Genomic DNA, 12,877 nt, shown 5'->3' on the forward strand with positions numbered 1-12,877 from the left:
AAAGTCAGCGCAATGCAAAATGCCATATAGCAACAGCGTTTACTAGCACTCCCAACAAGTGCTAGTCGAATTCGCCGATCTTCACGGCGCCTATAAAGGCAGCCCAAGCCGTGTGGCTATAGGCGAGCTCAGGCCCATTTGTGATCTTCGAGTCTCGGATTGAGACGGCGTCGGGTCTTATCGACACCTCGACACATCCGTGACTCTCACATTTCGAGCCACGCCGCCAGCTGGATCGTGTCGACTCGTCCACTGCTCCCCTATCGCATGCCTTGGCACGCATGCCAAATTCGTGAGTGATCGAAATTCACGAACAGGTGTGCGCAAACCTTGACCTCGTCCCAAATTGCCGATTGATAGCCGAGGTCTCATGCCGCAGGGCTATTGCCGCGCTTCGAAACTCGCTCCGCCGACTGAGCATAGTAGCGAAACGCCGGGCGCAAGAGCAACACAAGTTTTCCGGTTTTGTGTCGTTGTGCGTATTCATTGGACGCGTGACACTCCCCCAACAATGGGAGAATGAACACTGTCGATCGGATCACCATTGCCATCGGTGCGGTGTCCGCGATGGTGTCGGCGTTGGCCTTGGTCGGCATCGCGTTTGCGCTTCGGCTCCAGGTTCGGCAGACCCGGATAAGCCAGCGGCATACGCTGCACGGCTTGCATATTGAGGTAATGCGGCTCCATCTGGAAAATCCCCTGTTCCGCCCGGTGTGGGGCCCGGTTTCCGCGCCGGTCGAAACTGAGCAATGGGTCAGGAACGTCTATCGAAACATTGTCTTCATGTATTTCCAGACCCTCTACATCCTGGAGACGATCTCGGACGACGGTGTCAGGCTTCAGGTGCGATCGCTGCTGAGGTCGCCGGAGGCGCAGGACTGGTGGCGGGCAGCTCGCCCCTTCTACAAGGCAGACGCGCTTACCAAGGCGCAGCGGCGTTTCTACGTCCTGGTGGAGGAGGAGTGGGAGCGGGCGACGGCGTCGGGGTCAGGCGAGGTGGAGGGCTTTGGCGGCGGCTAGGGGGTCTAGGGCGATGGTTTGGGGGGCCGGGGCGGTGGAGATGGCCCACTCGGGGTCCTTGAGGCCGTGGCCGGTGACTGTGCAGACGATGCGGGAGTCGCGGGGGATTTTGCCGGCGGCGGCGCTTTGAAGGAGGCCGGCGACGCTGGCGGCGGAGCCGAGCTCGACGAAGACGCCTACCTCGCGGGCCAGGAGTCGGTATGCGGCAAGGATTTCGCGGTCGGTGACGGCTTCGATGATGCCGCCGGACTCGTTGCGCGCGTCGAGGGCCTTGGTCCAGGAGGCGGGGTTGCCGATGCGGATGGCGGTGGCGATGGTGGACGGCTCGGTGACGACTTTGCCGGTGACGATGGGGGCCGAGCCGGAGGCTTGGAAGCCGAACATGCGAGGAGACTTGCCCTCCTCTTGGTAGCCCATCCAGTACGCGGCGATGTTGCCGGCGTTGCCGACCGGCAGGCAGTGGATGTCGGGGGCATCGCCAAGGGCGGCAACGATTTCGAAGGAGGCGGTCTTCTGGCCGTGGAGGCGGTCGACGTTGACGGAGTTGACCAGAGCCACGGGATAGTCCTGGGAAAGCTTTCCGGCAAGGTTCAGGCAGTCGTCGAAGTTTCCGCTCACCTGAAGCAGTTTGGCCCCATGAACGAGAGCCTGGGCGAGCTTGCCGAGCGCGATTTTCCCTTGCGGCACAAGCACTGCGCAGGTGATGCCGGCCCGGGCGGCGTAGGCGGCGGCGCTGGCCGAGGTGTTGCCGGTGGAGGCGCAGATGATCGCCTTGGCGCCGTTTTCCACCGCTTTGGAGACGGCCACGGTCATGCCGCGGTCCTTGAACGAACCGGTCGGGTTGGCGCCCTCTACCTTGAGGTAGACCTCGCAACCGGTGCGGTCGGACAGGGCGGGCGCCGGCACGAGCGGTGTGTTCCCCTCGTGCAACGTGATCACTGGCGTGTTCTCGTTGACCGGCAACCTGTCCCGGAATTCCTCAATCAGCCCACGCCACATTTCAGTCTCCTTCTACCCGGAGAACACTTGCGATTGACCGAACAAAATCGAGCGAACGCAACTCTGCCACGGTTGCCGCAAGATCGGCATCCTTGGCCGCGTGCGTCACAATGACCAGGCTGGCATCGTCGCCACGCCCGGACTGGTTGACTGTCGCGATCGAAACATCATGCCGCGCAAAGACTCCGGCGACGGAGGCGAGCACACCTGCCTTGTCGGCGACGTCCAGCGAGACGTGGTAACGAGTCCAGACTTCACCCATCGGCCTGACCGGGAGGTCAGCGTAGGCGGACTCGCTGGACGAGCGCGCGCCGGTGAGCCGGTTGCGGGCCACCGCCACCAGATCGCCGAGCACGGCGCTCGCGCTCGGGGCACCGCCTGCGCCGCGGCCGTAGAACATGAGCTGCCCGGCCGCCTCGGCTTCGATGAAGACCGCGTTGAAGGCGTCGCCCACGCTGGCCAGCGGATGGCTGCGCGGGATCATCGCCGGATGCACCCGCACCGAAACGCCGCCGTCCTTGGTGCGCGACGCGATGCAGAGCAGCTTGATGATGCAGCCCATCGCCTTGGCGCTGGCCACATCGGCAGCTGACACCTCGGTGATGCCCTCGCGATAGACGTCCGCGGCCCGCACCCGGGTGTGGAAGGCGAGACTGGCGAGGATCGCGGCCTTGGCTGCGGCGTCGAAACCCTCGACGTCGGCGGTCGGGTCGGGCTCGGCATAGCCCAAAGCGGTGGCCTCGTCCAGCGCCTCGCTGTAACCGGCCCCCGTACTGTCCATTGCGGACAGAATGAAGTTGGTGGTGCCGTTGACGATTCCGGTCACCTGCGTCAGGCGGTCACCGTGCAGCGACTCGCGCAGCGGGCGCAGCAACGGGATGGCGCCGGCTACCGCGGCCTCGTAATAGAGGTCGGCTCCGCCTTCGGCGGCCGCGTCGTGGAGCGAACCTCCGTCTTCGGCGAGGAGGGCCTTGTTGCCGGTGATGACACTCTTGCCCGAGCGGAGCGCTTCGACCAGCCAGGTGCGCGCGGGCTCGATGCCGCCGACCACCTCGATCACGACGTCGACGTCGTCGCGCTTGACCAGCCCGAGCGCGTCGGTCGTGATCAGCTCCTGGGGCACGCCCTCACGGACCCGGTTGGGCCTGCGCACGGCGATGCCCACCAGCTCGATCGGCGCACCCACCCGCGCCCGCAGATCGTGGGCCTGCTCGTGCAGCAGCCGCACCACCTCCGTGCCGACTGTGCCGCACCCGAGCAACGCCACCCTTACCGACTCAGCCATCGCCTACCCCATATCCAGGGCAAGGAGATCCTCTTCGGTCTCCCTGCGCACGATCACCCGCGCCTGCCCGTCCCGCACCGCGACCACGGGCGGCCTGGGCACGTGGTTGTAGTTGCTGGCCATGCTCCGGCAATAGGCGCCGGTTCCCGGTACCGCGAGAAGATCTCCTGTTTTTATGTCCGCGGGCAGGAATTCATCCTTAACCACCACGTCCCCGGACTCACAATGTTTTCCCACTACCCGGGCGAGTATGGGCTCGGCCTGTGACCGACGTGACGCCAGGGTGGCCGAGTAGGAGGCGTCGTAGAGGGCGGTGCGGATGTTGTCGCTCATCCCGCCGTCCACGCTCACGTAGGTGCGCAGGCCATCGAGCGGCTTGACTGTTCCCACCTCGTAGAGGGTGAAGGTGGACGGCCCAACGATGGCCCGGCCCGGCTCGACCGACAGGTGCGGCAGGTTCAGCTGCAACGCGGCACACTCATCCGCAACGATTTTCGCCATCCGATCGGCCAGATCGCTAGCCTCGGACGGGTCGTCCTGGCTCGTGTAAGCGATGCCGAAGCCGCCGCCGAGGTCCAGCTCGGGCAGCTCAACACCGAGCTCGTCGAGCACCCGCTTCTGCAGCGCGAGCACCCGGCGCGCGCTCACCTCGAAACCGGAGGCATCGAAGATCTGCGAGCCGATGTGGGAATGGAAGCCTCGCAGGTCGAGCACGCCCTCGGCGAGGATGCGCCGCGCGGCTTCGAAGGCGGAGCCGCCAGCCAGCGCGAAGCCGAACTTCTGGTCCTCATGGGCGGTCGCGATGAACTCGTGGGTGTGCGCCTCCACGCCGACGGTGACCCGGATCATCACCTTGACCGGCTTTTTGAGGCTGCTCAACCTGTCGATCTCGTCGAACGAGTCCACGATGATGCGGCCCACGCCCCGGTCGACGGCCTCGGTCAGCTCACGCATCGATTTGTTGTTGCCGTGAAAGCCGATTCGCGCCGGATCCATCCCCGCCGCGAGCGCGGTCGCCAGCTCGCCCCCGGAGCACACGTCCAGGCTCAGCCCTTCTTCGCTGAGGATGCGCACCACCGCCTTACACAGGAACGCTTTTCCGGCGTAGTAGACCTCGGCATCGCCGAAGGCCGCCTTGAAGGCACGACATCTCGCGCGGAAGTCCTCTTCGTCGAAGAGATAGGCGGGCGTGCCGAAGCGCTGCGCCAGCTCGGTGACGCTGAGCCCTCCGATCTGCAGCACCCCATCCGCTCCTTTGTGGACAGTCTGTGGCCAAAGCGGCTGCATTAAAGCATTGACATCTATCGGGGTACGCAGCCACGCCGGCCCGCGATGCCCAAAGTCGCCGTGGATCGCGCCGGCCTCATGGGCCCGTCCTGACATTCCTTCTTACATCCGTTCTGGGGCTGAGACGCCAAGGAGCCCAAGGCCATTGACCATCACTGTCCTCGTGGCGTCATTGAGCCACAGTCGCGCGACGTGCAAGTTTGAGATCTCCTCGTCGCCGAGGGGGAGCACCCGGCAGTTCTCGTAGAACCGGTGATAATCGCCGGACAGGTCTTCGAGGTAACGCGCCACCCGGTGGGGCTCGCGCAGCTCAGCCGCTCCGGACACGATCGACGGGTAGTCGCCGAGCCGCTTGAGCAGGTCAAGTTCCTTGGGATGGGTCAGCAGCGTGGGGTCGAACTCGCCGACGTCCCGGGTCAGGCCCAGGTCGGCCGCGTTGCGAGCGACACCCGCGGTGCGCGCCGCCACGTATTGCACGTAATAGATGGGGTTGTCCTTGCTCGCCCGCGTCCACAGCTCGATGTCGATATCGATCGGTGAGTCGCTGCTGAACCGGGCCAGCGCGTAGCGGCTCGCGTCCACGCCAATCGCCTCGACCAGGTCCTCCATCGTCACGACCGTGCCCGCGCGCTTGCTCATCCGCACCGGCTGGCCGTCCTTGACCAGGTTCACCATCTGGCCGATGAGGATCTCAAGGTTGTAGTCGGGGTCGTCGCCGAAACAGGCCACCAGCGCGCGCATCCGGCCCACATAACCGTGATGGTCCGCGCCCAGCATGATGATCACCTTGTCGAAACCGCGGCTGCGCTTGTCGAGGTAATAGGCACAGTCGGCCGCGAAGTAGGTCCAGTCGCCGTCGCTCTTGCGCAGCACCCGATCCTTGTCGTCGCCGAAGTCGGTGGTGCGCAGCCAGACCGCGCCGTCTTTTTCCTCCACGTGCCCCTGCTCGCGCAGCCGGGCCAGGGCCAATTCCAGCTCGCCCTTGTCGTGCAGGTCCTTCTCGTTGAAGTACACGTCGAAATGGGTGCCGAACTCGGTCAGCGACGACTTGATCTGCTGGAACATCAGCTCGACGCCCTCGACCCGGAAGGTCTGCTCGTCGTCGGCGTCCGGGTGCTTCGCCTTGATCGCTGCCGCGATCTCCGCTATATACGCCCCGCCGTAACCGTCTTCGGGCGCCGGCTCGCCCTTCGCCGAGGCCAGCAGCGACCGGGCAAAACGATCGATCTGTGCGCCGGCGTCGTTGAAGTAGTACTCGTTGGTGACGTGGGCCCCGGTTGCCTTCAGCAGCCTCGCCAGCGCGTCACCGACGGCCGCCCAGCGCACACCACCCAGATGGATCGGCCCGGTCGGGTTCGCCGAGACGAACTCCAGGTTGAACCGCTGCCCCTGCTGGGAGCTGGTGTGGCCGTAGCTCGCGCCCGCGTTGACCACGCTGCGAGCCAGCTCACTGGCAGCGGCCGCGTCGACCCGTATGTTCAGGAAGCCCGGCCCGGCCACTTCCACGGAAGCTATACCTGTGACTTTGCTGAGTTCTTCGGCGAGCGCTGAAGCTAGCTCACGCGGGTTCGCGCCGACCTTCTTACCGACCTGAAGCGCGAGGTTCGTCGCATAGTCTCCGTGCTCCGGATTGCGCGGACGCTCCACGGTCGCCGTGTCCGGCAAGGCCTCCGGGTCGAGCCCGCGGCTTTCAAAGACCGCGCGGGCAGCGGACAGAACGGCGTCGGCGAGATTCTCCGGAGTCACCCAGCAATGCTATCGGCACGGCCTGGGCACCCCTGTTGGCGGCTCTGTGGTATTGGCGGGCCGCCGGGCGGGATGGGATCGGGGGTAGACTCTTGGCTCTGCGCCCGGCTAACTTACTTGGCGCGCCCTACCCCTCGACGTGACGGACAACAACGATGAGCATCAGCACGCCAAGCGGCGAACAGAAGAGCCCGGGCTCTGTGAAGGTCACCGGAAAGCCCTCTGCCAAGCCGGGAGCCAAGCCCGCCGTCAGTGGCAAGGGTAAGGGTGCCGGCCCCCGCAAGCCGATCACGCCCATCAAGGTCAACCAGGGCCGCAACTGGGGGCCGATCGCTCTGTTCACCGCCGTTGGCCTGCTGGCCGCCGGCATCATCGGCTGGGGCGCGTGGGCCGCGTTCCGTCCGGGTGGCGCCGGCTACGGCTGGGAGGGGCGTGCCTCGTCGATCTCTGGCATCCAGGATTACCGCGGGGAGAACCTGACCCGTAACCACGCCTGGGGCCCGATCAAGTACAACCACACTCCGCCGGTCGGTGGTGACCACATTCCCCCGCAGGCGTGGCAGCAGTGCATGGGCAACATCTACACCGAGCAGATCCCCAACGAGCAGGCCGTGCACAGCCTCGAGCATGGCGCTGTCTGGCTGACCTACAAGGCCGGGCTTCCGGCCGATCAGGTCAAGATCCTCGAGGGTAAGATCAAGGGCAAGCCGTACACGATGATCAGCCCGGTCGAAGGCCTGGACAAGAACGTCTCATTGCAGGCGTGGGGTTGGCAGCTCAAGCTCGACAACGTCAACGACGGCCGGATCGCCGACTTCATCGCCGCGCTGGCCAAGAACGCCTCGGTCGAGCCCGGCGCCACCTGCTCGCAGGGCACCACCGCCGTCGGCACCACGCCGCTCACCGAGGAGCAGGCCGCGCGCCTCAACGGCGGGCAGTAAGCACATACCCTAAGGACCTATTCGATCATGAGTACAGCCCGTCGCTTCACCCTGTTCAGCACCGCCGGTCTCGCCGTGATGTTGGTGATCGGACTCCTGCTCGGGTACGCGGCGGGCTTTCTCACGCCGCACTCCAGCAGCCCCGGTGACACCTCACCCGAGGCGGGCTTCGCCCGCGACATGTCCGCCCACCACGCCCAGGCCGTAGCCATGGGCATGCTTGCCCAGAGCAAGGGAAACAAGGTGGAGGTGCGCGGCTTCGGCAGCGACATCGCGCTGACCCAGCAGGCCCAGATCGGCATGATGGACCAGTGGCTGCGCGATTGGGGCGTCAACCCCAACACCGAAGCCGCCCCCATGTCCTGGATGCCCGACGGCATGAACCAGCTCGACAACGGCCTCATGCCCGGCATGGCCACCCAGGCCGAGATGGACGCGCTCGCCGCCGCCTCCGGCCCCGCTTTCGACCGCCTCTTCGTCCAGATGATGATCAAGCATCATCTCGGCGGCATCCACATGGTCGACGGCGTCCTCAGCCAGACCCACAACGGCGACGTGACCTGGCTCGCCGACGCCATCAAGTCCGGCCAGCAGGGCGAGGTAACCGCCCTGCAGAACCTGCAAAAACAGCTCGGCTAGACATAGAAAATGGGGCTCCCTGCGCACCAGAGGAGCCCCATTTCTCAGCCTTGATCAGGCTCCGTCAGCGATGTCCCGCCTACGGCGTACCAGCAGCAGAGCCGCGCCGATCGCCAGCATCACGACACCCGCCGTCACAAACCCGGTCACCGACGTGCCCGTGCGCGGCAGGTCGCCGCCCGGCGTCGACGGAGTCGCGCTGACGCTAGTGCTTGGGTCCGGTTCCGGGGTCTCCTCCGGGTCCGGGGTCTCCTCCGGGTCACCGGCACAGGTGTGGCTCAGGTTGAAATCGTCCTCCTGATCCGCCCCCTCCGCCGACGCGCTGCCGGCCTTGAGCGTCCAGCCGGCGTTCGTAATCACGTAGGCGTGCTTGTCCGCGGCGCCAGCGTTGTCAATGAACCCCGACCAGCCCGACCCCGTACTCGGAGCCGCCTCGGTCCCGGTGATGGTCACCGGAACGTCGCCGCCCGGGCTGCTGAACGTAAGCGAAAGGCTCACAAAACCCGACCCACTCGACGCCGGCAGCACGAAGTGCCAGCCATCCTTGTTGGCCGCCAGCCCCTTGAACGGGCCAGTACAGGTATCTCCGTCGAACTCGTCGGCAGTCTTGTTCAGGTGAGCGGTCTTGATATTGATCGTCACGGGAACGGCAGAAGCAGGGGTGGCCAGCGCTAGCGACGTGAGCGCGGCCACAGCGGCGCCAAGGGCGATCCGCATAGTGCGCATAGTTGTCCTCCGGTTTGGGGAAAGTGCAAGACCACATCCTGCACGCCTCCTACCAGGCCAAACATCATCCAATGGGCCAGCTGGATACCGTTTCAAGGTCAGGCTTTCCACCTGGTAGTCTTTGTCGGTCGCTGAGCCCCCGTAGCTCAGGGGATAGAGCACCGCCCTCCGGAGGCGGGGGCGCAGGTTCGAATCCTGCCGGGGGCACCAAGGAATCATCTTTCGAACCTCGGACCCAAGGATCTTGGCCGGGGTTTTCGTTTTGGCTGGACGAGGCAACCGCTGCGAATGTGAGCAGCGTGCCCCAAGGCTCGTTCAGCATCGCACCGGAGACGACGGGACTGTCATCTTCGACCGATATGAGTAGTTTTTCAAAGAAGAAGCGATTGAACAAGCGCCTGACCTCTGGTCCACCCTGGCGGTACACCTCATCGCACCGGCCAATGAGCGCCAGCGCCCGGTTGAGCGTCTCCTCGATCTTCTCGAAGATGACTTGTGAGGCCGTGAGGGTGCGCTTGGCATGAGTCAGCTCCTTGGTGATGCGGGCTTGCTCCTCAGTTGCTAGGTCTTCGGGGATGGAACCGGTGACGACGCCTCGCGCGAGCCGCTTACGTTCTTGTTCCAGCTCGGTTACGCGGCCTGCGGCACGAGCAATCTCGGGTTCGGCTTGGAGGCGTTGGCGGTCGAGCTCGGCTCTGAGGGCCTCCCGGATTTGTTCCTGCAAGCCCTCGGGTACCCGGATGGTGGTGTAGTAGCGCTCGATGGCTTGCTCCACCTCAGCGGCGGGTAGATACGGGAGCTGACAGGTGGTCCGCCTCTGATGGCGACCGACACAGAAGAAGTAGAAATACTGACCTCGGGCGTTGGTGATACAGAGCCTTGAGCCACACTCGCCACAATGGATGGTGGAACGGAGGTAGTGCCGGTGTACTCGCTGCTTCTCACCGGCCTGGTTCATGGCGAGAACCTCCTGTACCCGTTCGAAGAGCGCTTTCGAGATGATGGCGGCGTGACGGCCCTCGTACTCGATGCCTTTGAAGGTGACTCGTCCGATGTAGTAGCGGTTGCGCAGCATGAGATTGACGAGCGAGAGACTCATGGGCATCGGTGCTCGCCGTCCTTGCGGCCTGGCGCATAGTCCACGAGCAGCGAGCTCGTTAGCGAGAGTGCGGATGGTCCAGTTGCCCGTGGCGTAGGCCTCGAAGGCCCACACAATGTGTGGCGCACGGTTCGGGTCAATGGCGATGGTCCGTACTTCGCGCCCCTCGATGTTCTCGCGGGTGTTGAGGTAGCCCACGGGTGCTCGGCCGGGCGTGCCACCGACTTTGGCCTTTTGGGTCATGCCTTTGAGGGCTTCGGTGGCGAGGTTTCGGCTGTAGAACTCGGCGATCCCTGCCATGACGGCATGCAGCAACTGACCGCCCGGAGTCTCGTCAATGTTCTCCTTGACCGAGACCAGCTGCGCGCCATATGAGCGAAGCTCAAACTGGAGATTGGCGTCATCCCGGCGATTGCGAGCGAAGCGGTCGACCTTATCGAGGATGACATAATCGATATCGCCGTGACCTTTAATGAAGGCAAGCATCCGTTGAAACTCTCGCCGGTCTATGGTCTTGGCGCTTTCGCCTCGGTCGATGAAGATTTCGACCACTTCAGCGTCAAGGGCTTCGGCTTTGCGTTCGCAGGCTTCGCGCTGTGCGGGCAGGGAGTAGCCGTCCGGGTCGTTGTCCTTGTCTGCCTGTTTGGCGGTCGACACCCGCAGGTAGATAACGGCTCGTTTGCTCGGGTAGCTTTCGGTCAGTGTCGGTGTTTGCATGGGTGCCTCCTTTTGAGATGACTTGCGTAAGGTGAGCCTGTCCTCGTAATATTCGCGTCTATCAATTCATCCTAATTGGATTCCCGCCCGGATTCCAAGGTGGAAAGTGACAGGTACTTTGCCTCTGTGGAGCCAGAATTCAGGCGCTTTACACAGGCGGAAGTGGGGAAAGGGCGGCTGATCGCCCCTTCCCCCTTGCTTGACGTCTGTCTTACGGCGACGTCTGTTCCTTGGTGCGGCGCTTGGACGTAGTGGTTTCATCGGGCGTCGAGCTTTGTGGCCCAAACAGCGCTTGCAACGCGTCGCGCCGCAGGGCCGCTTCTCGTTCAATCTCGGCTGCGGCTTCGGCTGCTCGGGCCGCCAGTGCGCCGTCGCTACGCTTGCGATCGAGGTGACCGTCAATCGCCTGCCGGATGGCATCGGTCAGACTCAACCCATCGAGCGACGCGATCAGAACGAGTTGAGCGTGAACCTCGTCGGGCAGCTTGACCCCGATGGTCTTGAACCCACCGGACGGTCCGTTTGCTGAAGGAACATCGGTCATGTGACGCACACCTCCTCGGTGCTTGCAGCCACCTATCCCCTGGTGGGATTGCTAAAAGCGGCTGCATGGCACCGACGAGGTCGTCCATGCTCACACCACCGGAACTCCCCGATGGTCGCTTCTTGGGCTAAGTCGTTCGTAGGCCATAGCGGCATAGTCTGGGTTGAGCTCAATGCCCAACCAGTCTCGGCCAAGTTGCCGGGCAACGAGTCCGGTGGTTCCCGTGCCGAAAAACGCATCGAGCGCGATGCCGGCCCGCGCCGGAGCATGGCAGTCACAGGGAAGCGCTCCGGTGCTGACCTTTTGGCCTGCGCCACAAGCCGTGCAGACGACAGCTGGACAAGTCGCGAGGATCGGTCGACGGACCAGTTCAGCCGGATAGGTGGCGAAGTGGCTGCCACGGAAACCACGGGTAGCAATGCTCCAGCAGTCGCCAGGATTCTTACCTCGCGGGTGACCAGGTAGGCCCTCTCTGCGTAGGTGGTGCAATCCCCCGCGGCTCGCTGCAAGCGGTCCAGAGAAGTTGGGCGCGTGGTGCTGTGGTGTCCTGGCCTGCTTGCTGGGTCCAGAACGATGCGGCTCACGGATGGCGTCAAGGTCGAAGAAGTAGGTGCGTTGCCGCACCAGGTGGTAGATGACCTCGTAGGTCAGCGTCAGCCGGTCGGTGACACTCGATGGCATGGCATTTGGCTTGTGCCATATTACTTTGGTTCGCACCAGCCAGCCGTCGTCACTTAACGCCAATAGGAGTCGCTCCGGGGCAAGGAGCAAGCTCTTGGCGGGGGCACCGTATTTGGGGTGTCTGCTGAACGAGTCACCGAGGTTAAGCCAGAGCGACCCAGTTGGCAGGAGCACGCGGCCTATCTCGTGGCAAACCTGACGAAGGTTCTGCGTCCACTCGTGCACGGTCGGTTCCAAACCAAGCTGACCGGCCTGAGCGTAGTCCCTGAGCTGGAAATACGGCGGGCTAGTAATAGCCATATCAACGCTGGACGATGGTAGCTCCCGCAGCCGGGTGAGAGCGTCTCCTATCAGGATGGTGTTGCGTGGGAGCTGTGTCATACCTGAGCCCCCTGCGCAATGCGGTTGACCCCTTCGCTAAAGACCGAGACGGCGAACAATGGCCAAGCTTCCGCTGGCTGTCGACCAAGCACATCGACCAGGGCGCCGCGACGGCTATCGTCTGGCACTAGCCAGAGCACGCGCGGAAAGATGTCGCTGCGGGCTTGTTCTGTGCCGCTTTGCCAGTAGCGGCGGTACAGGTCGCATTTACGAGCGACTGTTGCTGGCGACTCAGTGGCTCGGTCCAATTCGATGAACCATCGGTCCTCGAATCCCGGCAGGAGCGTCACGAGGAAGGCGTCAGGCTTGAGGGTGGTGCGTGCTCCTCCAAGACCGGCGAACGATCGCCAGCAAGCTGGTTCGCCGACGAAGCTCTGCATGACCAGCGTTCTCAGCCGTTCGGCTTCGGCCAGACGCACGAACAACTCCGTGACCCCGAGGCTGTGCGCCAGAAACGGCAATCCGACGCTCCAAGGCCTGCGCTGCCAGGGATACTGAGGCATCGCGAGACGCGCTCCGGCGGTATCCATGGCGTAGACGAATCCGCTCGATCCGGCGCGGACGCCTCCAACGGTTCGTGGGAGGCGTAGGACCAGACGACGGGCCACCATCTGCGTAAGGATCTGACGAGCCTGCCGTGGGGTTATGTCTGTGAAGTGCAGGCGTTCAAGCTGTGTGCTCGTTGCGAGGCGAACACGTGCGAGGGTGCTAAGGACGTTGGTTTCCCGAGGCGAGAGGGAACGTTCAAGCTCGATAAGCTTTCGTGCAGTGACATACGTACGGCTCATTCATGTGTCCTCCAGTTAGGGTTA

General features: G+C 64.0%; 12 protein-coding genes, 1 tRNA gene and 1 pseudogene. 4 read left to right on the plus strand and 10 right to left on the minus strand.

Annotation, left to right across the window (positions count from 1 at the left end):
* Positions 1 to 61 precede the first annotated feature (61 nt).
* Positions 62 to 283 (minus strand): DUF397 domain-containing protein, encoded by a 222-nt coding sequence (locus tag Rhe02_RS23260; protein ID WP_203910444.1) that lies wholly within the window; start codon positions 281 to 283, stop codon positions 62 to 64.
* Between the two features lie 236 nt (positions 284 to 519).
* On the opposite strand from Rhe02_RS23260, the gene Rhe02_RS23265 reads away from it, so the two are divergent.
* Complete coding sequence (locus Rhe02_RS23265) at positions 520 to 1,020, plus strand: DUF6082 family protein (RefSeq protein ID WP_203910445.1); 501 nt, start codon at positions 520 to 522, stop codon at positions 1,018 to 1,020.
* On the opposite strand, the gene thrC is transcribed toward Rhe02_RS23265, so the two are convergent.
* From thrC to argS, 4 genes are read right to left on the minus strand one after another with little or no spacing between them, the layout of a single operon-like run.
* Positions 988 to 2,019 carry a threonine synthase gene (thrC, locus tag Rhe02_RS23270; protein ID WP_203910446.1) on the minus strand — a complete coding sequence of 344 codons (1,032 nt, stop codon included), beginning with the start codon at positions 2,017 to 2,019 and terminating at the stop codon, positions 988 to 990. The two genes, Rhe02_RS23265 and thrC, sit on opposite strands and share 33 nt — an antisense overlap.
* A gap of 1 nt (position 2,020) precedes the next feature.
* Positions 2,021 to 3,304, minus strand: a complete 1,284-nt coding sequence (locus Rhe02_RS23275; RefSeq protein WP_203910447.1) for a homoserine dehydrogenase — start codon at positions 3,302 to 3,304, stop codon at positions 2,021 to 2,023.
* A 3-nt stretch (positions 3,305 to 3,307) separates the two neighbouring features.
* Positions 3,308 to 4,687: a diaminopimelate decarboxylase gene (gene lysA, locus Rhe02_RS23280; RefSeq protein WP_203910448.1), complete on the minus strand. Its 1,380-nt coding sequence runs from the start codon at positions 4,685 to 4,687 to the stop codon at positions 3,308 to 3,310.
* A 6-nt stretch (positions 4,688 to 4,693) separates the two neighbouring features.
* Positions 4,694 to 6,337, minus strand: a complete 1,644-nt coding sequence (gene argS / locus Rhe02_RS23285; protein WP_203910449.1) for an arginine--tRNA ligase — start codon at positions 6,335 to 6,337, stop codon at positions 4,694 to 4,696.
* A 155-nt stretch (positions 6,338 to 6,492) separates the two neighbouring features.
* On the opposite strand from argS, the gene Rhe02_RS23290 reads away from it, so the two are divergent.
* Both Rhe02_RS23290 and Rhe02_RS23295 read left to right on the plus strand, forming a co-directional pair.
* Positions 6,493 to 7,278: a thioredoxin-like domain-containing protein gene (locus Rhe02_RS23290; RefSeq protein ID WP_203910450.1), complete on the plus strand. Its 786-nt coding sequence runs from the start codon at positions 6,493 to 6,495 to the stop codon at positions 7,276 to 7,278.
* 27 nt (positions 7,279 to 7,305) lie between these two features.
* Entirely contained in the window at positions 7,306 to 7,917 is a 612-nt protein-coding gene (locus tag Rhe02_RS23295; RefSeq protein ID WP_203910451.1) for a DUF305 domain-containing protein, read from the plus strand.
* 54 nt (positions 7,918 to 7,971) lie between these two features.
* Here the strand turns inward: Rhe02_RS23295 and Rhe02_RS23300 are convergent, their stop codons facing one another.
* A complete protein-coding gene (locus Rhe02_RS23300; RefSeq protein ID WP_203910452.1) occupies positions 7,972 to 8,634 on the minus strand; it encodes an LPXTG cell wall anchor domain-containing protein in 663 nt (220 codons plus the stop codon).
* A gap of 144 nt (positions 8,635 to 8,778) precedes the next feature.
* Between Rhe02_RS23300 and Rhe02_RS23305 the strand changes: the two genes are divergently transcribed.
* A tRNA-Arg gene (locus tag Rhe02_RS23305) sits at positions 8,779 to 8,853 on the plus strand.
* A 553-nt stretch (positions 8,854 to 9,406) separates the two neighbouring features.
* Here the strand turns inward: Rhe02_RS23305 and Rhe02_RS50975 are convergent.
* From Rhe02_RS50975 to Rhe02_RS23330, 4 genes and pseudogenes are all read right to left on the minus strand, one after another.
* Positions 9,407 to 10,459 (minus strand): annotated as a pseudogene (locus tag Rhe02_RS50975) (recombinase family protein); the annotation flags it as partial.
* A gap of 211 nt (positions 10,460 to 10,670) precedes the next feature.
* A complete protein-coding gene (locus Rhe02_RS23320; protein WP_203910453.1) occupies positions 10,671 to 11,003 on the minus strand; it encodes a YlcI/YnfO family protein in 333 nt (110 codons plus the stop codon).
* A 90-nt stretch (positions 11,004 to 11,093) separates the two neighbouring features.
* On the minus strand, positions 11,094 to 12,065 hold the full coding sequence (locus Rhe02_RS23325) for a DNA-methyltransferase (RefSeq protein ID WP_203910454.1): 972 nt from the start codon (positions 12,063 to 12,065) through the stop codon (positions 11,094 to 11,096).
* Entirely contained in the window at positions 12,062 to 12,853 is a 792-nt protein-coding gene (locus Rhe02_RS23330; RefSeq protein WP_203910455.1) for a replication-relaxation family protein, read from the minus strand. The genes Rhe02_RS23325 and Rhe02_RS23330 overlap by 4 nt, the downstream gene beginning before the upstream one ends.
* Positions 12,854 to 12,877: the final 24 nt, after the last annotated feature.

The organism is Rhizocola hellebori (assembly GCF_016862955.1).
Taxonomy (GTDB): Bacteria; Actinomycetota; Actinomycetes; order Mycobacteriales; family Micromonosporaceae; genus Rhizocola; species Rhizocola hellebori.

What these genes read in the sequence shown, in the direction of transcription:
- thrC (WP_203910446.1), bottom strand. Translation starts at nt 2,019, where the DNA reads ATGTGGCGTGGGCTGATTGAGGAATTCCGGGACAGGTTGCCGGTCAAC.
- Rhe02_RS23325 (WP_203910454.1), bottom strand. Translation starts at nt 12,065, where the DNA reads ATGACACAGCTCCCACGCAACACCATCCTGATAGGAGACGCTCTCACC.
- lysA (WP_203910448.1), bottom strand. Translation starts at nt 4,687, where the DNA reads ATGTCAGGACGGGCCCATGAGGCCGGCGCGATCCACGGCGACTTTGGG.
- Rhe02_RS23275 (WP_203910447.1), bottom strand. Translation starts at nt 3,304, where the DNA reads ATGGCTGAGTCGGTAAGGGTGGCGTTGCTCGGGTGCGGCACAGTCGGC.
- Rhe02_RS23330 (WP_203910455.1), bottom strand. Translation starts at nt 12,853, where the DNA reads ATGAGCCGTACGTATGTCACTGCACGAAAGCTTATCGAGCTTGAACGT.
- Rhe02_RS23300 (WP_203910452.1), bottom strand. Translation starts at nt 8,634, where the DNA reads ATGCGGATCGCCCTTGGCGCCGCTGTGGCCGCGCTCACGTCGCTAGCG.
- Rhe02_RS23295 (WP_203910451.1), top strand. Translation starts at nt 7,306, where the DNA reads ATGAGTACAGCCCGTCGCTTCACCCTGTTCAGCACCGCCGGTCTCGCC.
- Rhe02_RS23260 (WP_203910444.1), bottom strand. Translation starts at nt 283, where the DNA reads ATGCGTGCCAAGGCATGCGATAGGGGAGCAGTGGACGAGTCGACACGA.
- Rhe02_RS23320 (WP_203910453.1), bottom strand. Translation starts at nt 11,003, where the DNA reads ATGACCGATGTTCCTTCAGCAAACGGACCGTCCGGTGGGTTCAAGACC.
- Rhe02_RS23290 (WP_203910450.1), top strand. Translation starts at nt 6,493, where the DNA reads ATGAGCATCAGCACGCCAAGCGGCGAACAGAAGAGCCCGGGCTCTGTG.
- Rhe02_RS23265 (WP_203910445.1), top strand. Translation starts at nt 520, where the DNA reads ATGAACACTGTCGATCGGATCACCATTGCCATCGGTGCGGTGTCCGCG.